General features: G+C 64.5%; 18 protein-coding genes. 12 read left to right on the top strand and 6 right to left on the bottom strand.

What is annotated here, in order from left to right; all coding sequences use genetic code 11:
* The first annotated feature begins 51 nt into the window (after nt 1–51).
* From OKC41_RS02910 to OKC41_RS02885, 6 genes are all read left to right on the top strand, one after another.
* Nucleotides 52–1,245 carry a methyltransferase gene (locus OKC41_RS02910; protein ID WP_201893892.1) on the top strand — a complete coding sequence of 398 codons (1,194 nt, stop codon included), beginning with the start codon at nt 52–54 and terminating at the stop codon, nt 1,243–1,245.
* A 188-nt stretch (nt 1,246–1,433) separates the two neighbouring features.
* Entirely contained in the window at nt 1,434–2,879 is a 1,446-nt protein-coding gene (locus OKC41_RS02905; protein WP_139737403.1) for a chitinase, read from the top strand.
* A 122-nt stretch (nt 2,880–3,001) separates the two neighbouring features.
* Nucleotides 3,002–3,367 (top strand): VOC family protein, encoded by a 366-nt coding sequence (locus OKC41_RS02900; RefSeq protein ID WP_114523285.1) that lies wholly within the window; start codon nt 3,002–3,004, stop codon nt 3,365–3,367.
* A gap of 207 nt (nt 3,368–3,574) precedes the next feature.
* The gene (locus OKC41_RS02895) at nt 3,575–3,973 is read left to right on the top strand and encodes a GFA family protein (protein WP_010674834.1); all 399 of its coding nucleotides are present in this window, start codon (nt 3,575–3,577) and stop codon (nt 3,971–3,973) included.
* Nucleotides 3,974–4,002: 29 nt separating this feature from the next.
* A complete protein-coding gene (locus OKC41_RS02890) occupies nt 4,003–4,230 on the top strand; it encodes a DUF4287 domain-containing protein (RefSeq protein ID WP_042863908.1) in 228 nt (75 codons plus the stop codon).
* Between the two features lie 46 nt (nt 4,231–4,276).
* Nucleotides 4,277–4,687, top strand: coding sequence for an SRPBCC domain-containing protein (locus tag OKC41_RS02885; protein ID WP_041211466.1), 411 nt, complete (start codon nt 4,277–4,279; stop codon nt 4,685–4,687).
* A 90-nt stretch (nt 4,688–4,777) separates the two neighbouring features.
* Here OKC41_RS02885 and smrB read toward each other — a convergent pair whose 3' ends face one another.
* Complete coding sequence (gene smrB / locus OKC41_RS02880; RefSeq protein ID WP_048207774.1) at nt 4,778–5,302, bottom strand: endonuclease SmrB; 525 nt, start codon at nt 5,300–5,302, stop codon at nt 4,778–4,780.
* Between the two features lie 65 nt (nt 5,303–5,367).
* On the opposite strand from smrB, the gene prmB reads away from it, so the two are divergent.
* Both prmB and aroC read left to right on the top strand, forming a co-directional pair.
* Nucleotides 5,368–6,303, top strand: coding sequence for a 50S ribosomal protein L3 N(5)-glutamine methyltransferase (gene prmB, locus OKC41_RS02875; protein WP_039040745.1), 936 nt, complete (start codon nt 5,368–5,370; stop codon nt 6,301–6,303).
* Between the two features lie 16 nt (nt 6,304–6,319).
* Nucleotides 6,320–7,408, top strand: a complete 1,089-nt coding sequence (aroC, locus tag OKC41_RS02870) for a chorismate synthase (protein WP_042017130.1) — start codon at nt 6,320–6,322, stop codon at nt 7,406–7,408.
* A gap of 87 nt (nt 7,409–7,495) precedes the next feature.
* On the opposite strand, the gene OKC41_RS02865 is transcribed toward aroC, so the two are convergent.
* A complete protein-coding gene (locus OKC41_RS02865; RefSeq protein ID WP_201894256.1) occupies nt 7,496–8,266 on the bottom strand; it encodes an ABC transporter substrate-binding protein in 771 nt (256 codons plus the stop codon).
* A 338-nt stretch (nt 8,267–8,604) separates the two neighbouring features.
* On the opposite strand from OKC41_RS02865, the gene OKC41_RS02860 reads away from it, so the two are divergent.
* Entirely contained in the window at nt 8,605–10,011 is a 1,407-nt protein-coding gene (locus OKC41_RS02860; protein WP_201893893.1) for a DEAD/DEAH box helicase, read from the top strand.
* Between the two features lie 86 nt (nt 10,012–10,097).
* Here OKC41_RS02860 and OKC41_RS02855 read toward each other — a convergent pair whose 3' ends face one another.
* The 4 genes from OKC41_RS02855 to cra all read right to left on the bottom strand — a co-directional run bounded on the left by OKC41_RS02855 (nt 10,098) and on the right by cra (nt 13,928).
* The gene (locus OKC41_RS02855) at nt 10,098–10,787 is read right to left on the bottom strand and encodes an RES family NAD+ phosphorylase (RefSeq protein ID WP_270671737.1); all 690 of its coding nucleotides are present in this window, start codon (nt 10,785–10,787) and stop codon (nt 10,098–10,100) included.
* The gene (locus tag OKC41_RS02850) at nt 10,787–11,191 is read right to left on the bottom strand and encodes an antitoxin Xre-like helix-turn-helix domain-containing protein (RefSeq protein ID WP_039040750.1); all 405 of its coding nucleotides are present in this window, start codon (nt 11,189–11,191) and stop codon (nt 10,787–10,789) included. The genes OKC41_RS02855 and OKC41_RS02850 overlap by 1 nt, the downstream gene beginning before the upstream one ends.
* Nucleotides 11,192–11,441: 250 nt before the next feature.
* The gene (locus tag OKC41_RS02845) at nt 11,442–12,635 is read right to left on the bottom strand and encodes an aromatic amino acid transport family protein (protein WP_042863904.1); all 1,194 of its coding nucleotides are present in this window, start codon (nt 12,633–12,635) and stop codon (nt 11,442–11,444) included.
* A gap of 306 nt (nt 12,636–12,941) precedes the next feature.
* Nucleotides 12,942–13,928, bottom strand: a complete 987-nt coding sequence (gene cra, locus OKC41_RS02840) for a catabolite repressor/activator (RefSeq protein ID WP_048207771.1) — start codon at nt 13,926–13,928, stop codon at nt 12,942–12,944.
* A gap of 307 nt (nt 13,929–14,235) precedes the next feature.
* Between cra and fruB the strand changes: the two genes are divergently transcribed.
* From fruB to fruA, 3 genes are read left to right on the top strand one after another with little or no spacing between them, the layout of a single operon-like run.
* A complete protein-coding gene (gene fruB / locus OKC41_RS02835; RefSeq protein ID WP_270671736.1) occupies nt 14,236–15,336 on the top strand; it encodes a fused PTS fructose transporter subunit IIA/HPr protein in 1,101 nt (366 codons plus the stop codon).
* The gene (gene pfkB / locus OKC41_RS02830; RefSeq protein WP_041215117.1) at nt 15,336–16,325 is read left to right on the top strand and encodes a 1-phosphofructokinase; all 990 of its coding nucleotides are present in this window, start codon (nt 15,336–15,338) and stop codon (nt 16,323–16,325) included. The genes fruB and pfkB overlap by 1 nt, the downstream gene beginning before the upstream one ends.
* Nucleotides 16,322–18,046 carry a PTS fructose transporter subunit IIBC gene (gene fruA, locus OKC41_RS02825; protein WP_167825664.1) on the top strand — a complete coding sequence of 575 codons (1,725 nt, stop codon included), beginning with the start codon at nt 16,322–16,324 and terminating at the stop codon, nt 18,044–18,046. The genes pfkB and fruA overlap by 4 nt, the downstream gene beginning before the upstream one ends.
* The last annotated feature ends 72 nt before the right edge of the window (nt 18,047–18,118 follow it).

Below are 18,118 nucleotides of genomic sequence, written 5' to 3'. Positions count from 1 at the left end.
GGCAGATCGCTAGAATGAGCCTCCCTTTTTGCGCCAAAGGACAGGTTCACCGTGCTGGCCCACCGTTTTCGACAACTGGACTGCTTGCTCACCGCCGAGCGACGCTGGTGGCAATACCAGCCCTATCACCACCTGGGGATCGCCTTTGCCCGCGAGGAGCCAGCCCTTGCGAAGTGCCTGGCAGCCCTGACCCTTGACGAGATAGCGCACCTCGACGGGGACATGGATGCGCTCTGCGCCCTGCTCGCCCCCTGGATCCCGGCGGGGGCCGAGTTGCAGGCCCTCGGCGAGCTTGCCCCTTTCGCCCCCGAGCCCGTCCAGTGCGCCAGGGCCATGGCGATGTACATGCCGGGACGCAAGCAGGGGCAGATAGAGGCCTTCACCGGCTGTCTGCCCCCCCACCAAGGTCCCTATCTGGAGTGGTGCGCTGGCAAGGGGCATCTGGGACGCCTGGTGTCGCTGCACCGTGGCGCCGAGATCCTGAGCCTGGAGTGGCAGGGGGCGCTCTGCGAGGAGGGGCGGCGGCTCGCCGCGCGCGACGGCGCCAACATGCGGTTCGTGGAGGCGGATGCCTTTGCCGCCGAGTCCGGGGCCCTCATCGCCCCGCACCATCACGCCATGGCGCTCCATGCCTGCGGCGATCTGCACACCCATCTGCTGACGCGGGTGGCCGAGGGGGGCGCCCAGGGGGTGACCCTCTCCCCGTGTTGCTACCACCTCATCAGGGGAGAGCACTACGCGCCCCTCTCCCGGGCCGCCAGGGCCAGTGCCCTGCGCCTTGGCAAGAGCGATTTGAAGCTGCCGCTGCAGGAGACGGTGACCGGCGGTGCCCGCATCGCCCGGCTGCGGGAGCGGGAGGTGGTGTGGCGCCTCGCCTTTGACTGCCTGCAGCGCCAGGTGCGCGGGGTGGATGAGTACCTGTCGGTGCCCAACCTGCAAAAGAGTCTGCTGACCGGGGGCTTCGAGGATTTCTGCCACTGGGCCGCCGAACGCAAGGGGATGGGCTTGCCCGCGGGGCTCGACTACGCCGCCTTGCTGGCACAGGGGGAGCGGCGCTTTGGCGATGTCGCCCGCATGGAGCTGGTGCGCCACCTGTTTCGCCGCCCCCTGGAAATCTGGCTGCTGCTCGATCGCGCCCTCTTCCTTGAGGAGCAGGGCTACCGGGTGGAGGTGGGCACCTTCTGCCCCAAACCCATGACCCCGCGCAATCTGCTGATCCGGGCGGTGCGCGCAGGGGGGATCTGAGCAAGCGTCCGCACAGGTCGGATGGCTGCGCCAACAAGGCCAGGGGCTGGGTCCCCCTGCAAACGAGCGCCATCTGAGTGCAGGGAGGCATGGCTCACAATTTCGCCAAATTCTTAATTCTTGTCGTGAATTTAGTTGTCAGGATGCCTATGCTCGCCCTGACATTTTCAAGACAAGGATGGTTACCCATGTTCATGCTCACGCGTACCGCCTGCCTGGTTGCCCTCGTCTGGGCGCTGCCCGGCCAGAGCGCCATGACAATCCAGCCCGATCCCCAGAACAGCGGCGGCTATGTGATGGCGGCGGCGGATCTCGCCAGTGCGGCCCAGGCCAAGACCGCCAACCCCATGTACGGGATCTGGTCCCACGCCCTGGCCACCCGGCCCAACACGGTGGTGGAGGCCATCGTGGCCCGCGCCCCCGGCAACCCGGACAACGTCAAGCGGGTCGAGCGGGTCTTCACCGAATCGGACTGGGAGTTCCTGACCCAGATGGCCGCCCCGGAGTACACCTACGAGCGCTTCCTGCGGGCCGTGGGCAAGTTCCCCGCCTTCTGCGGCGACTACACGGACGGGCGCAATGCGGACGCCATCTGCAAGAAGTCCATCATCACCGCCTTCGCCCACTTTGCCCAGGAGACCGGCGGCCACATCGCCAAGGAGAATGTTTCCGACAACCCCCTGGGGCTGGAGGAGTGGCAACAGGCCCTGGTGCACGTGCGGGAGATGGGCTGGTCTGAGGGGCAGACCGGCTACACCACGGGGTGTGGCCAGAGTGACTGGCAGAACCGGCGCTGGCCCTGCAGCACCGGTCAGGGCTATTTCGGTCGCGGCGCCAAGCAGCTCTCCTACCACTTCAACTACGGCGCCTTCTCCGAGGCCATGTTCGACGGCGACGCCACCGTGCTCCTCAACAACCCCGGACTGGTGGCGGACTCCTGGCTCAACCTCGCCTCCGCCATCTGGTTCTTCCTGACGCCCCAGGCCCCCAAACCCGCCATGCTGCACGTCATCGACCGGACCTGGGTGCCCTCCCAGCGTGAGCTGGCGGCGGGCATCGGCTACGGCTTTGGCACCACCATCAACATCATCAACGGTGGCATCGAGTGCGGCGAGCAGAACAAGAACAAGGGCCAGCCGGTCAACCGCATCCGCTACTGGGAGGGGCTCGCGGCCCACTACGGGATCCCGCTGCTGGCGGACGAGAAGAACACCTGCTGGCAGCAGACCCCCTATGGCAGCCTCAACCTCAACGGTGCCACCGACGTGCTCTACACCAACTGGGACGGCAACTGGAAATACTACCCGGACAGACCTGGCGGCTACTCCTTCGAGTGCGATCTGGTGGGGTACCAGACCGCCTATTCGGCCCTGGTGCCGGGGGATTACGAGAAGTGCGTGACCAACTTCTACGGCTCCCACGCCAGCTGGCCCAAGGTACGGGTGGTGGCCACGCTGGATCCGGCCCCGGTCGACCCCGGCACGCCGCCGGTGGACGGGGTACCGGCCTGGGAGGCAGGCAAGGTCTACACCGCGGGCAACAAGGTGAGCCACAAGGGGATCATCTATCAGGCCAAGTGGTGGACCCAGGGCAACGAGCCGGGCAAGGGGGATCCCTGGGCACCGGTGACCTGAGAATCAGTACAAGCGCAAGCACTCCGGGGAGGCCGCGCGCCTCCCTTGTTGATCGCCGCGCTGGCTTGCTGCGCCTCTTTTGGCACTGATAGAGTGCGGATTCACACCGAGGGAGGATGACCATGAACATCGCCATTCATTTTGAAATTCCGGTACAGGATATGGAGAGAGCCATCCGCTTCTATGAGAGGGTCTTCGAGACGGTGCTGGAGCGGGTGCAGATCGATGGCAACGAGATGGCGCTCTTTCCCCTAGAAGGTGGCACGGCGGGCTGCTCCGGCGCCCTGGCGAAGGGGGAGAGCTATGTGCCGAGCCTGGATGGTACCCGGATCTATCTGCGGGTGCCTGACATCGAGGGGGCCATGGCCCGGGCACTGGCATCGGGCGGGGCCTGTCTCTATCCCGTCACCCGGGTCGGGGAGGGCCTCCGGGTGGCGGAGTGTCGGGATTGCGAGGGGAATCGCATCGCCTTGCAGGAGGGAACCTGACCATTATTTATCCGATGCATGGAATCTGTTGAGTCATTCACACAATGAATAAAGAGGGGGATTTTCCCGCTCCGGGAGCCTCAGCCCCGCGGTGAGGCCCCGGAATGGTCAGTTGCCGCCCCCCGGATCCCGTGCTACTTCATCTGGTGCGGCAAGGAGGCGAGCACCCGTTCGCCCGGTCTGTCGCCCCAACTCTCAGGAGGCATCATGGAAGGGCATTGTCTGTGTGGCGGGATCACCGTGTCGAGCGGCGATCACAAGGAGGTCAACCTGTGTCACTGCGCCATGTGCCGGCGCTGGTCAGGGGGGCCCATGTTCGCGGTGCACGGGGGCAAGGGCGTGCGGTTCACCGGGATGACCCCGGTGGCCTACCGCTCGTCGGAGTGGGCGGAGCGCGGATTCTGCCCCACCTGCGGCACCCATCTTTTCTACCATCTGTTGCCGACGGACGAGTACATCCTCTCCGCCGGCCTGTTTCAGGATCAGGGGTTCGAACTCACCGGGCAGATCTTCATCGACGAGAAGCCCGACTTCTATGCCCTCAAGAACGACACCCCGACCCTGACCGGACAGCAGGTGTTCGAGCAGTTCGCCCCCAAACCCTGAGCCTGTGGCCACCTTGAGGAGAAGCCATCATGGATGAACAACCGAAGGTGAAGGGGCCTGCCTCCTATTTTCCCGCCATCGAGCAGAAATACGGCCAGCCCATCGTCCACTGGCTGACCCTGCTGGCGGGGCGGGAGGAGCGCAAACACATGGCCCTGGTGGCCTGGCTCAAGGACGAACACGCCATGGGTCACGGCCATGCCAATGCCCTGGTGGCCCACTTTTTGGCGCAGCCCGATGCGCCCGGCGTGGCATGACAGTGCCACAGTGCAAAACGTGCAGGACAGCCAGAGGAGCAGAGAGATGAAGATAAGCGTCAGCGTCTGGGTTGCCAGGCCGATTGCCGATGTGTGGCAGGGCTGGAACACCCCCGCCAGCATCATGGCGTGGAACGCCGCCTCCCCGCAGTGGCACTGCCCCCAAAGCCGGGTGGATTTGCGGGTGGGTGGGCGTTTTTGCCACCACATGGCGGCGCGGGATGGCAGCACGGGGTTTGATTTCGAGGGGACCTTCACCGAGGTCACGGCGCCGACGGGGCTCGGCTACGTCATGGACGATGGCCGCGAGGTGAGCGTGCGGTTCGTGGCAGAGCAGGGGGGCACCCGGGTGGAGGAGCGGTTCGATGCCGAGTCCCTGCACAGCGGCGAACAGCAGCGGGCGGGGTGGCAGAGCATCCTGGATAACTTCAAGCGCCATATGGAAGCCGCCAGCTGACCCCTGTGGAGCGCCATAAAAAAACCACCGCAAGCTGGCGGTGGTTTTTTTATGGCGTTCGCCCGGAGCAAGGCGGGGCGGGGAAGGGGGTCACTCCTCGATGTCCAGCAGCACCAGGATGGCGCTCTCGCCCCCCCACTCCCGCGGCGCCTGGTGAAAGGCGCGCACAGCGGGGTGCTGGGCCAGCCAGCTCGGAATGCGCTGCTTGAGGATGTGCTTGCCGATGCCGTGCATCACCGAGGCGACGTGGATGTTCTCTTTTCGGCACAGGGTGAGCAGGGCCGCCAGCTCCTGCTTGGCCTGGTGCTGGTTCATGCCGTGCAGATCCAGATAAATCTCCGGCGGGTAGCTGCCGCGCTTGAGCTTTTTCAGCTCGAATTTTGACACGTCTTCGCGCACGTAACGGGTCGGCCCGTCCGCCTCGAGATGGGGCTGGTACTCGTCGCTGAAAAAGTGGTCAACCCCAAGCTTTTCGCGGCTCTCGCGCACTTCGCGTTTCTGCTTGACCGGGCTTGAGGAGGCCCTTATGGTATCTTGCTTAATTTTCCGGGTACCTTTGACAGCATCACGAAACAGCAGGCTTTCCTCGTCTGTGAGTGAGGGCGTTTTTTTCATCAGGTACTCGTCTTGCTCGCTGTATAAAATTCTCGGGCCGGATATTACTCGACTTGGAGGTGGATTTGGACAAGATATTTATCGATGAGGTGGTTGCCGAAATGCACACCATCCAGGACATGTTGCGCTGGGCCATGAGTCGTTTCAACGACGCCGGGATCTTCTACGGACATGGTACCGACAACGCCTGGGATGAGGCCGTGCAACTGGTGCTGCCCGCGTTACATCTGCCGCCGGACGTGGATCCCGCCATGCGCCACTCCCGCCTGACCACCAGCGAGCGCCACCGCATCGCCGAGCTCATCATCCGCCGCGTGCAGGAGCGCATTCCGGCGCCCTACCTGACCAACAAGGCCTGGTATGCGGGCTGGGAGTTCTACGTGGACGAGCGGGTGCTCATTCCGCGCTCCCCCATCGCCGAGATGGTGGCCAACCGCTTCGCCCCCTTCCTGAAAGACGAACCGACCCGGATCATGGACTTGTGCACCGGCTCCGGCTGCATCGCCATCATCATGGCCCACGAGTTCCCCCATGCGGAAGTGGATGCCATCGACATCAGCGTCGATGCCCTCAACGTGGCCGAGCGCAACATCAACGATCACGGGCTGGAGCAGCAGGTTATCCCCATCCGCTCCGATCTGTTCCGGGATCTGCCGGCCGGTGACAAGTACGATCTCATCGTATCCAACCCGCCCTACGTGGACTCCGAGGACATGTCGGATCTGCCGGAGGAGTTTCGCCACGAGCCGGAGCTGGCCCTGGCGTCTGGCTCCGACGGCCTCAAGCTCACCAAGCGCCTGCTGGCCAATGCCGCCGACTTCCTGAAAGAGGATGGGGTGCTGGTGGTCGAGGTGGGCAACAGCATGATCCACCTGGAAGCCCAGTTCCCCGAGGTGCCCTTCACCTGGGTCGAGTTCGAAAACGGCGGCCACGGCGTCTTTGTGATGACCCGCGCAGAGCTCGAGCAGTACCAGGCCCATTTCGCCATTTACAAGAACTAAGCAGCAAGGAGCATCCATGGCAGGGAACAGTTTCGGCCAACTCTTTCGGGTCACCACTTTCGGCGAGAGCCACGGTCTGGCGCTGGGCGCCGTGGTCGACGGCTGCCCGCCGGGGCTGGAGATAAGCGAAGACGATTTGCAGGGGGATCTGGACAGGCGCAAGCCCGGCACCTCCCGCTACACCACCCAGCGCCGCGAGGCGGACGAGGTGAAGATCCTCTCCGGGGTGTTCGAGGGCAAGACCACGGGCACCTCCATCGGGCTGCTCATCGAGAACACCGATCAGCGCTCCAAGGACTACTCCGAGATCAAGGATCTGTTCCGACCCGGCCACGCCGACTACACCTATCACCAGAAGTACGGCCAGCGTGACTACCGTGGCGGCGGCCGCTCCTCGGCCCGCGAGACCGCCATGCGGGTCGCGGCGGGGGCCATCGCCAAGAAGTACCTGAAACAGGTGCACGGCATCGAGATCGTGGGTTTTCTCTCCCAGCTCGGCCCCATCAAGGCGGAAGGGTTCGACGAGAGCCAGATCGAGCAGAACCCCTTCTTCTTCCCCGATGCGGGCAAGCTGGAGGCGCTGGATGAATACATGCGTGCCCTCAAGAAAGAGGGCAACAGCGTGGGGGCCAAGGTGTGCGTCGTGGCGCGCAACGTGCCGGTAGGCCTGGGGGAGCCGGTGTTCGACCGCCTCGACGCCGACATCGCCCACGCCATGATGGGCATCAACGCGGTGAAAGGGGTGGAGATCGGTGACGGCTTCGCGGTGGTGGAGCAAAAAGGCTCGGAGCACCGGGACGAGATGACTCCGACCGGCTTTGCCAGCAATCATGCGGGGGGCATCCTGGGGGGCATCTCGTCGGGTCAGGAGATCGTGGTGAGCATGGCCCTCAAGCCTACCTCCAGCATCACGGTGCCGGGCAAGACCATCACCACCAGCGGTGAGGCCACCGAGATGATCACCAAGGGTCGTCACGACCCCTGCGTCGGCATCCGTGCCGTGCCCATCGCCGAGGCCATGCTGGCCCTGGTGCTGATGGATCACCTGCTGCGCCACCGCGCCCAGAACCAGGGCGTGCACACCCAGACCCCGCAGCTGCGCTGATCACGCCGCGGGCAGGGTGAGTGATCACCAGAAATCACAAGGCGACCCCAGGGTCGCCTTTTTCATGGATTTTTGCCGGCGCCTGCCTCAGGGTGCCGGTGGCAGCCGGGTTGCGTCAAGGCGGCAGCGGGGCGGCGCAAAGGCGGGATCCGGTGAGGGCAGGGTGGCGATGGCGGCATCGATGCGGGCGAGCGCCTCATCGTTCACGGCCTCTTTGGCAAACATCAGGCGCACCGGCTGCTGGTGCAAGAGCACCTCACACTGGATGGCATCGCTCGCCCCGAGCTGGCCGAGCCGGTAGCGGGCGTACTGCCACTCCATGATGACGCCGTCGAGGCGACGCGCCAGCAAGAGGGTGAGCAGCCTGTCATCGCTGTTGTATTCGCTCGCCTGCCCGAGGGCAGGGCACTCCTCGCTCATCGGCAGGGGGCGGGTGCCCCGCAGCTTGCCAAGTCGCAGCCCCTTGGCCTGGCACAGGGTTGCCAGCTCGGTGAACCCTTGCCAGCCGTCGGGCTCCCCGGCCTGCGGGCGCTGGCTCAGCAGCACGAAGCTGGCGCGCCGATAGGGGGCGGAGAAGCGGGCGAACCGCTCCCGCTCGGGGGTTTTCAGGGCGCCCATGGCCACGTCCAGCTGCTGGCGCTCCATGAGGTAGAGGGCCCGGGCCCAGGGGAGATTGCGAAAGGCGGGCTCAACGCCTGCCTTGCCCAGGATCTGGCGGGTCAGGGTCACGTCCAGTCCGCCGAGGGTGCCGTCGGCAGCGATTTGACTGAAAGGGGGCCAGTGGCTCCAGGCCACCGACAGGGTCTCCCTGGCGACGAGGGGCTGGGCGAAGAGCAGGGGCAAGACGAGGCCCAGCATGCGCCGGGCGGTGGGGGTGAACTTCCGTTTCAATCAAAACCTCCTGTTCCGTGTATCGCGCCGTCCCCGGCAGGCTGTGCAGGGGCTTTGATACATACGGCGATTCGGGCCATTTTGTCCTGCATTTGTCGCTATTTCCAGCCGCGCTGGGAGGTGCATCACATTTTCCTCGTCTAAGTGCGCCAACTCCGTTAGACTGCGCCTCTATTCTTTCCCCTTTGCTCTGCTCCCCGGGGAAATCGTTGTTTTCTCTATAGGCCCGGATCCTGTGAGATGGCATCGGCTCAGCAGAGGAGCCCCACCACGATCTTTGGCGCCCCTATCCCTAGCAGGTAACTATGAGTTTTACTTCCCTCGGTCTGGCCGAACCCTTGTTGCGTGCCGTTGCCGAGCAAGGCTACGACACCCCGTCTCCCATTCAGCAACAAGCGATCCCGGCGGTACTGGCTGGCCGTGATCTGATGGCCGCCGCCCAGACCGGGACCGGCAAGACCGCAGGTTTTACCCTGCCGATGCTGCAGCGTCTGACTGAAAGCAAGCGCAAGGTCTCCCCGAATCGCATCCGTGCCCTGGTGCTGACCCCGACCCGCGAGCTGGCCGCCCAGGTGGGCGAGAGCGTGCGCAACTACGGCAAACACCTGCCGATCCGCAGCCACGTGGTATTTGGCGGCGTGAGCATCAACCCCCAGATGATGGCGACCCGCCGTGGTCTGGACGTGTTGGTGGCTTGCCCGGGTCGCCTGATGGATCTCTACAACCAGAACGCCGTCAAGTTCGATGAAGTGGAGATCCTGGTACTGGACGAAGCGGATCGCATGCTCGACATGGGCTTTATCCGCGACATCCGCCGCATCTTGGCCCTGCTGCCGAAAAAGCGCCAGAACCTGCTCTTCTCCGCCACCTTTGCCGACGAAATTCGTGAGCTGGCCACCGGTCTGCTGGACAACCCGGCGGTGATCGAAGTGACCCCGCGCAACAGCACCGCCGAGCGCATCGAGCAGCTGGTGCACCCCTGCGACAAGGCCAACAAGATTGCCCTGCTGAGTCACCTGGTCACCAGCAACGACTGGCAGCAGGTGCTGGTGTTCACCCGTACCAAGCACATGGCCAACCGCGTTGCCGAGACCCTCGACAAGAACGGCGTCAGCGCCGCCGCCATCCACGGCAACAAGAGCCAGGGTGCCCGTACTCGCGCGCTGGCCGGCTTCAAGGATGGTAGCGTCAAGGTGCTGGTGGCGACCGACATCGCCGCCCGTGGTCTGGACATCGACAAACTGCCGCAGGTGGTCAACTTCGAGCTGCCGAACGTGGCGGAAGATTACGTGCACCGTATCGGCCGTACCGGCCGTGCCGGCGCCGCCGGTCACGCCATCTCCCTAGTGGCCGCCGATGAGGGCAAGCTCATCAAGGCCATCGAGCGCCTGACCAAGCAGAGCATCCCCTGCGAGCAGGTGGCCGGTTTTGAAGCCTCCCGCGAGACCCTCGACAACATCGCCCGTGGCATCGGTGCGCCGCTTCGCAAAGAGCCGCGGGATCCGAGCGAGCAGCGCCGTGCGCCGCGTCCGCAAGGTCAAGGCCAGCGTCAGGGTGCCGGTCGCTCCGGCAATGGCGCCGGTGGTAACGGCGGTGGCAATCGCACTGGCAACGGTGGCAAGCCCAAGCCCCAGGGTGGTCAGCGTCCGGCTGATGGCGCCGCGAAGCCGGCCCAGGCCCGTCGTCCCCGTCGCGCCAGCCACAACCAGTAAGCGGTCAGGGAGCCAGGCTCCCCCACTGTTCGGTTGATACAAAAAGCCCCGCCAATCTGGCGGGGCTTTTTTTGTCCTGGTAGACGCTATTCACCGTAGAGGCGGATCTCCAGCACATGGGTGATGGCCTCGCCGCTCCAGTGGTACTCCAGATGACGGGCGTGGTCCACCCGGCTGACCAGACGGGGGCGATAGAGCACGTGACAGTCGTGACCGGGGTGGCGCACCGAGCGGTAGTGGATGCCGTCCGCCCCGGCGACCTTCTGCTCCCGGGCAAAGGCCTGGGCGGGGCCGTAATCGGTGGCGTGATAGAGTGGGCCTGGCAGAAACGCCAGGCCCGTGATGTCGATGAGGCTGGCGCTGAACTGCGCCTGGATCACCCGCATCTGCACCTTCTGGGCCGGCTCCCGGGTGTACCCGAAGATCCGCTCCCTGTGGTAGACCGTCTCCTTGATGCCGGTGTCGAGGGAGGGGGCACAATAGTAGCCGCCAAAGTCCCCCGTGGTGAAACGGCCGCCCTCGGGATTGAGGTGGGTGAAGGCGGCCATCACATAGCTGCCGCCGGGCAGCCCCACCAGCCAATCTTCCCTGGGCACCCGCATCAGCTCGCCCGCCTCTTCCCTCAGCCTGTCGTTGGTCAGGGCCTCGACGGCCCAGACCGCCTCCAGCTCGTCGGCGGTAGCGACGTCTTCATAGAGGCAGATGGGGGGAAAGCGGCTCGGAATGATGCGATAGGCGCAGGCATTGTGGAAGGCGCGCAAGGGCGGGGAGGACATCAGGCCATCTCCCCGCGCCAGGCGTGCAGCCGGGTTGCCACTTCGTAGAGATCGGCCACCCGCCCACCCTGCATGACCTCCATGGCGCTGCGCCCGGCGAAGAAGGGGTGGCTGTTGGGTTTGCGCACCCAGCCATAGATGCTCTCATCCAGGCTGAACAGCAGCCGCAGGCTCTTGTGGATGTTGAGTAGATAGCTCATCCGCTCCTGGAGATCGGCGCTCAGCCGAATGCCGCCGCTGGCCTCCTTGTACTTGTTCAGGGTGGAGCGGGAGGTAATGCCAAGCAGCCTGAGCTGTTCATCCGTGCTGCACTGCCATTTGTCCAGGATGCGAAACACCACGGGCAGGGCCTTGCTGGGATCGACGGCGGGCTGTTGCCGGGGAAGAGATGCGGTGGCGGCCATGTTGCCTCCCGGGTTGGCGTGCCAGACGGGCACGGGATCATGGGTTGTCTGCTAAGCAGTGTAGGGCAGGGGCGCAGTCATGTACATATCTATACATGGTTGCACTCAAATGTTCATTATTGGATGGATTTCGCGCTGAGTGGTGTGGGTCGGCCAAGTGAGCCCGTGCCAAAGAGACATGCCCCGCCAACTGGGTTGGCGGGGCGTGTCTCTTTGCGGCGTTTCTGCTTGTCGGGTCGGGTCGGGGAGATCAGAGGGCGGGCAGCAGCCCCATGCTGACGCTGACCTGCACCCCGACGATCAGTACCCCCATGGCACCGGCCAGACCCAGGGCCAGTACGCCGCCCGGGACGCGGTAGTGGTCTGCCTCGGCCTGCTTGCGGCTCTGCCACACCAGGGCCACCGGCAGCAGCACCGCCAGCACCGCCAGCGCAATGGCGGCGTAACCCAGCGCCATGATGAAGCCTTGCGGGAAGTAGAGGGCGAACAGCAGGGGCGGCACGAAGGTGATGAGGCCGGTCTGGGTGCGGCCCTGCCAGTTGTCCTTGCGACGGGTCACCTTGGCCATGAAGTCGAACAGTCCCAGGGTCACTCCGAGGAAGGAGGTGGCGAGTGCGAGATCCGCAAACAGATGCATCGCCTGGTTGAAGGCGGGCCAGCTCACCAGGCCGCCGACGTTGGCCAGCAGGCTGTCCAGGGCTCCGCCGGTCTGGATCAGGGATTGCTGGCCCAGCAGCCCCAGAATGGCGACCTGCCACAGCACGTAGAGCACGAGTGGCAAGGCGGAGCCCCACACGAAGACCCGGCGTAACTGCCTGGGGTTGTCCCCGAGGTAGAGCATGACGCTCGGGATGGAGCCGTGGAAGCCGAAGGAGGTGAAGATGACCGGCAGGCCCGCCAGCAGCAAGCCTTCCCCGAGGGGCATGGAGAGCAGGTGCTGCCCCTGGGCGCGGGGCAGCAGCAGTGCCAGCACCGCCACCATGATCACCAGCTTCACGGTGAACATCAGGCGGTTGAGGTAATCCACCTGCCTGGTGCCGATGCACACCATGCCGCCAAACAGCAGGGTAAAGACCCAGGCCGCCTGCTCCTGGCCGAGGGGAAGGCCGGCATCGGCCAATGCCTGGGCCAGCAGGCTGCTGCCGCCGCTGATGTAGGCGGAGGCCAGGGCGTAGAACAGCATCAGGATGCAGAAGGAGGCGATGCCCTTGCCCCAGGGGCCGAGCAGGTGATCCGCCAGCTGGTGCAGGTACCACTTGCCGGTGCTGAGGCTGGCTTCCACCTGCAGCATGGCGGTGAAGGCCATCAGGGCCCAGAGGCCGATCATCAGCATCAGGGTGGCGGGGCCGCCCAGGGACGAGGAGGCCAGCGGCAGGGCCAGCATGCCGGCGCCTATGGTGGTGCCGGCAATCAACAGGGTACAACCCAGGGTCTTGGTATTCATGTCATCCATCCGAAAGTGAGGGCGCTGTTGCAAACAAGAGAGAGCCAGTTGGCTGTGTCGGGAGACGCCTCCGGGGAAAAGCCGGAGGCTAGCAATATCGGAGTGGAGACATCGTTACGAACAGCCGCAGGTTGTAAAACAGGGTTGCCACGTTAGCCGATTAAAATATCGAAAACAAGCGGGAGTGAGCGAAGGTTCTACTGTGAAAGGCGCTTGTGTGGAAATAAATGATGACAGTTGTCTGGAGTGGATGGCGTAAAAACACGCAAAGGCGACCGTGGTCGCCTTCGGCACGTCCGTTTCGCGTCAGCGGCGGCGTTTGAGGGTGCGGCTCACATAGTGCAAGCCGCTCTGGTAGTCACCATTGACCGCCTTGAGGGCCAGCGCCAGGGCCTGGCTTGCCAGGGCGTCGTGCTGCTGGGGCAGGGAGTTGATGCCAAAGGGGAGGAAATCGAGCAGGCGGTCATCCCCGAAGGTGGCCATGGCGAGCTGGCTCATGTCGGCCTCCTGCTCCAGCAGGTAGTCGAGTACCCCCTCCATCAGGATGTAGGAGGTGGTGATCAGCGCCTCGGGCAGTTGGCCGAGTTGCTGATGGAGTGTCTTGATCAGGCGATACCCTTCGGTACGCGAGAAGTGGGCCCCTTCACACAGGTGGCGGGTCGCACTGTGACTGGCAATGGCCTGCTCGAAGCCCGCTTTTCGCTCCTGGCTGATCGTCAGTTCCGGCAGCGCAGTGATCAAGGCTATATGACCGATGGCCGGGGTGAGCAGGGAGGCGGTGAGGTCCAGGCTCGCCTTCTGGTTTTCACTCGCCACGGTGACGAAATGCTCGGTGGCCATGGCACGGTCGATGGCGAGGATCTGCACGCCCCTGGACTGCTGCTCCAGGTAGAAGGGATCCGCCGGGGGGAGGCAGCTTGCCACCAGGAGCGCGTCCACATGGCGGCTCACCAGCATCCGGGCCAGCTCCTTTTCGGTGTCCGGATCGTCCTCCGAGCAAACGATGAGCAACTGATATCCCTGGGTGCGGGCCCCTTGCTCCAGGCGCTTGGCGAGCTTGGCGTAACTGGCGTTTTCGAGGTCGGGCAGGATGAAGCCGAGGGTGCGGGTCTGGCCGCCGCGCAGGGAGGCGGCGCGGCTGTCCGGCTGATAGTTGTGGGCATGGACCACGGCCATCACCTTGTCGCGGGTGGCCTGGCTGATGCGGTATTGATCGGCCTTGCCATTGATCACATAGCTGGCGGTGGTGCGAGAGACACCGGCCAGCGCGGCGATTTCATCCAGTTTCATCATGTTGGCTCTGTTTGAGTTGCAAGGCCCGCGCCGGTTCCTGGTTGGGGCACCGAAAAGTGTGCGCGGGATCATATCATTGAAACGTACTTTCTGCGGGATCTTGAACAATACGCTGAAACGATTCAGTCTGAGTGTAAGTGAAACGATTCAGCTTGTCAGTAACGGATGATTATCTGCACTTGGAAATGGGTTCCGGCTCACCAAAGCGAGAGATCACCGTCTATTGTCAGCAGGCAAGTTACCCGAAAATCGAGTTGAGTTGAGCCGGTACGCCGCGAGGTGAAGCCGGACCTGATGGAGAATCTCTATGTTGAAGTTGGCGCGACAGCAAATCCTGCTGGGACAATCGGTGACGACCAAGGCGGACGCCATCGCCCTGCTGGCAAGCAAACTGACCGACGCCGGTCTGGTTGAAGCAGGTTACGTGGACGGCATGCTGGCGCGGGAAGCGCAGCACGCCACCTATCTTGGCAGCGGTATCGCCATTCCCCATGGCACCACGGACACCCGTCATCTGGTGAAGAGCACCGGTGTCATGGTGGCCCAGTTCCCCCACGGCATCGAGTGGGACGAGGGGCAGATTGCCTACGTCGCCATCGGCATCGCCGCCAAGTCCGACGAGCACCTGGGGATCTTGCGCCAGCTCACCCACGTGCTGGGTGACGAGCAGGCCGCAGCCCAGCTCAAGGGGGCGACCGACGAAGAGACCATCATCAATATCCTGACTGGCGCGACTGCCGCCAAAGAGGTGCAATACCTGACCCTGGCGGACTTCCCGGCCGACGACCAGGACCAGTTGCTGCTGGGGGCTGCGGCCCGCGCCAAATCCGCAGGCTGGGGAGACGCCGCCATGGTGAGCGCCCTCCTGGCCAGCCAGCCTGTTCACCTGGGGGAGGGCATCTGGCTGGCCCGTGCGAAAGCGGCCCAGACCGGTTGGGTGCTGGCCACCCCGAGCACCCCGCTGAACGTCGGTGAATTGCCGGTCAGCGCCCTGCTGCTGCTGTGTGCTGCAGATAGCGGCCATTTACCGCAACTCGAGAATCTGGCCAAGCTGGCCGCAGCCAGCCAGCTGGCCACCCTTTCTGGCAGCGATGGTCTTGCCATGTTGCAGGCGGGTCCGGCGAGCGGGCTGTCCGAGACCTTCACTATCATCAACCCCCACGGTCTGCACGCCCGTCCGGGCGCCATGCTGGTCAAGGTGGCCAAGGAGTATGAATCCGACATCCGCGTCGCCAACCTCGATGGCAGCGGTGAAGCCGTCTCTGCCAAGAGCCTGATGAAGGTGATCGGGCTTGGGGTCAAGTGCGGTCATCGTCTGGCGTTTCGCGCCGAAGGAGCGGATGCCGAAGCAGCCCTCAAGGGCATTGGCGAAGCCATTGCCGCGGGTCTTGGCGAGGGGGCGCACTGATGGACATCGTCACCATCACCCTCAATCCCGCGCTCGATCTCACCACCCGTCTGGAGGCCATGCACCCTGGCGAGGTCAATCTGGTGAGCGAGGCCAACTTGCGCGCCGCGGGCAAGGGGATCAACGTCGCCATGGTCTTGAAAGATCTCGGCCGTGACGTAGGCCTGACCGGCTGGCTCGGCGAGGGCAACCAGCAGAGCTTCGTCTCCCTGTTCGAGGAGCGTGCTCTTGCCGATCACTTCGTGCGCGTGGCGGGCGACACCCGGATCAACGTCAAGATCTCCGAACAATCCGGCCGGGTGACCGATCTCAATCTGCCGGGACTCGCCGTGCAGGAAGGTGATGTCAGCGCCCTGGAGGCGGCGCTGGAGCGACTGGCTCCCCACTCCGACTGGTTCGTGCTGGCGGGCAGCCTGCCCAAAGGGGTGGCCCCCGATTACTGCGCGCGCCTCATTCGCCTGCTCAAGGCCAAGGGCAAGCAGGTGATCTTCGATTGCAGCGGTGCGGCGTTGAGTGAAGGGATCAAGGCGGCGCCGACCCTGGTCAAACCCAACCTGGAAGAGCTGAGCCAGTGGGCGGGTCGCCCCGTGAAGACCCTGAGCGAGCAGGCCGAGTGCGCCCGCGCGCTGCAGGCCAGCGGGATCCCCAACGTGGTGATCTCCAATGGTGCCGACGGCCTCATCTGGTTTGCACCGGATGCCACCTGGCAGGCGATTCCGCCGCGCATGGAGGTGGTCAGCACCGTGGGTGCCGGCGACTCCCTGGTGGCGGGCCTGGTCCATGGCATGAGCCTGGACTGGACGCCGGAGCAGACCCTGCGTCTGGCCACCGCCGTCTCGGCACTGGCGGTGAGCCAGGTCGCGGTCGGCTTCAACGATATCAATGTGCTCAAACCGTTACTCGAGCAGGTGCGCGTACAGCGTCTGGATGATCTGGCACCGACTCAACCCCAACCCCATTTGATGGCTAATTCAGGAGATGCCCAATGAAAGCAATTCTGGTTACGGCTTGCCCGGCGGGCATTGCCACCAGCTTTCTCGCTGCAAAACGGATAGAACAGCAGGCCAAACTGGCTGGCTGGGAGCTCACCCTCGACGTCGACTCCAGCGTGCAGCCCCGTCAGGTTCCCTCGAAAGAGCAGATTGCCGCCGCCGACCTGGTGCTGGTCGTTGCCAGCGCACCGGTGGATCTGGCCGCCTATGACGGCAAGTCGCTCTATCGGGGCGACATGGATCTGGCGCTCCAGGATCCCGCTGCCCTGCTGGAAACCGCGCGAAGCGGTGCCAGCGTCTATCGCCATGAGGCGGCACCTGTGGTTGCCAAACCGGCAAGCGGTGCCAAGCGCATCGTGGCGGTGACGGCCTGCCCGACCGGGGTGGCCCACACCTTCATGTCGGCCGAGGCCCTGGAGACCATGGCCAAGCAGCTGGGTCACCAGATCCGCGTCGAAACCCAGGGATCGGTCGGTGCCCAGAATGCCTTGGCGGCGGACGAGATTGCCGCCGCCGATCTGGTGTTCCTCGCCACTGACATCGAAGTGGACATGGCGCGCTTTGACGGCAAGCCGGTCTATCGGACCAGCACGGGGGCGGCGCTCAAGAAAACCCGGGCCGAGCTCGACAAGGCCTGGACCGAGGCGAAGGTCTATCGCCACAGCGGCGCGGCCGCGGTCAAGAAAGAGGAAAAGGCGGGCCCCTACAAGCACCTGCTGACCGGCGTCTCCTTCATGCTGCCCATGGTGGTAGCGGGGGGCCTTATCATAGCGCTCTCCTTCATCTTCGGCATTGAAGCGTTCAAGGAAGAGGGGACGCTGGCCGCGGCCCTGATGAAGATCGGTGGCGGCTCCGCCTTCGCCCTGATGATCCCGGTGCTGGCAGGCTACATCGCCTACTCCATCGCCGACCGTCCGGGTCTGGCGCCCGGCATGATCGCCGGTATGCTGGCAAGCTCGCTCGGCGCCGGTTTCCTTGGCGGCATCGTCGGCGGCTTCCTCGCCGGTTACAGCGCCAAGTTCCTGAGCGACAAGGTGCGCCTGCCGGTCACCCTGGAAGCCCTCAAGCCCATCCTCATCATTCCGCTCTTTGCCAGCCTGTTCACCGGTCTGGTGATGATCTACGTGGTAGGTGGCCCGGTGGCAGGCATCATGAACGCCATGACCGAGTTCCTCAACAACATGGGCTCTGCCAACGCCGTGCTGCTGGGTGTCATCATCGGCGCCATGATGTGCTTCGACATGGGTGGCCCGGTCAACAAGGCGGCCTATGCCTTCGGTGTCGGCCTGCTCGCCTCCAAGACCTATGCCCCCATGGCAGCGGTCATGGCCGCAGGTATGGTGCCTGCACTGGGGATGGGGATCGCGACCTTCCTGGCCAGCAGAAAGTTCATCAAGGCGGAGCAGGAAGCGGGCAAGGCCTCCTTCGTGCTGGGTCTGTGCTTCATCTCCGAGGGGGCCATCCCGTTTGCCGCCAAGGATCCCATGCGGGTGATCCCGGCCTGCATGGCGGGCGGCGCCCTGACCGGTGCGCTCTCCATGCTGTTCGGCTGCGAGCTGGTGGCACCCCACGGTGGTCTGTTCGTACTCTTCATCCCGAACGCCATCAGCCATGTGATGATGTACATCCTGGCGATCGCGGCCGGTTCTCTGGTGACCGGGGTGGCCTACGCCATGCTCAAGCGTGGCGAGGAGCAGGCCAAGCTGGCGACCGCCTGAGGACGTCACGGCGTGACACACTCTTAATGACAAGGCGGCCCTGGGGCCGCCTTTCTTGTTGAGGGGAGGGGC

This window comes from Aeromonas sp. QDB17 (assembly GCF_027705305.1).
Lineage (GTDB): Bacteria > Pseudomonadota > Gammaproteobacteria > Enterobacterales > Aeromonadaceae > Aeromonas > Aeromonas caviae.
The sequence above is the reverse complement of the archived record's forward strand: the minus strand, read 5'-3'. Positions and strand labels throughout refer to the sequence as shown.

Excerpts from the sequence above, each read along its gene's own strand:
- OKC41_RS02885 (WP_041211466.1), top strand. The coding sequence starts at position 4,277 with ATGAAGATAAGCGTCAGCGTCTGGGTTGCCAGGCCGATTGCCGATGTG.
- OKC41_RS02890 (WP_042863908.1), top strand. The coding sequence starts at position 4,003 with ATGGATGAACAACCGAAGGTGAAGGGGCCTGCCTCCTATTTTCCCGCC.
- OKC41_RS02865 (WP_201894256.1), bottom strand. The coding sequence starts at position 8,266 with ATGCTGGGCCTCGTCTTGCCCCTGCTCTTCGCCCAGCCCCTCGTCGCC.
- smrB (WP_048207774.1), bottom strand. The coding sequence starts at position 5,302 with ATGAAAAAAACGCCCTCACTCACAGACGAGGAAAGCCTGCTGTTTCGT.
- OKC41_RS02905 (WP_139737403.1), top strand. The coding sequence starts at position 1,434 with ATGTTCATGCTCACGCGTACCGCCTGCCTGGTTGCCCTCGTCTGGGCG.
- OKC41_RS02855 (WP_270671737.1), bottom strand. The coding sequence starts at position 10,787 with ATGTCCTCCCCGCCCTTGCGCGCCTTCCACAATGCCTGCGCCTATCGC.
- aroC (WP_042017130.1), top strand. The coding sequence starts at position 6,320 with ATGGCAGGGAACAGTTTCGGCCAACTCTTTCGGGTCACCACTTTCGGC.
- OKC41_RS02895 (WP_010674834.1), top strand. The coding sequence starts at position 3,575 with ATGGAAGGGCATTGTCTGTGTGGCGGGATCACCGTGTCGAGCGGCGAT.
- cra (WP_048207771.1), bottom strand. The coding sequence starts at position 13,928 with ATGATGAAACTGGATGAAATCGCCGCGCTGGCCGGTGTCTCTCGCACC.
- OKC41_RS02845 (WP_042863904.1), bottom strand. The coding sequence starts at position 12,635 with ATGAATACCAAGACCCTGGGTTGTACCCTGTTGATTGCCGGCACCACC.
- pfkB (WP_041215117.1), top strand. The coding sequence starts at position 15,336 with ATGGACATCGTCACCATCACCCTCAATCCCGCGCTCGATCTCACCACC.
- OKC41_RS02850 (WP_039040750.1), bottom strand. The coding sequence starts at position 11,191 with ATGGCCGCCACCGCATCTCTTCCCCGGCAACAGCCCGCCGTCGATCCC.
- OKC41_RS02900 (WP_114523285.1), top strand. The coding sequence starts at position 3,002 with ATGAACATCGCCATTCATTTTGAAATTCCGGTACAGGATATGGAGAGA.
- fruB (WP_270671736.1), top strand. The coding sequence starts at position 14,236 with ATGTTGAAGTTGGCGCGACAGCAAATCCTGCTGGGACAATCGGTGACG.
- OKC41_RS02860 (WP_201893893.1), top strand. The coding sequence starts at position 8,605 with ATGAGTTTTACTTCCCTCGGTCTGGCCGAACCCTTGTTGCGTGCCGTT.
- fruA (WP_167825664.1), top strand. The coding sequence starts at position 16,322 with ATGAAAGCAATTCTGGTTACGGCTTGCCCGGCGGGCATTGCCACCAGC.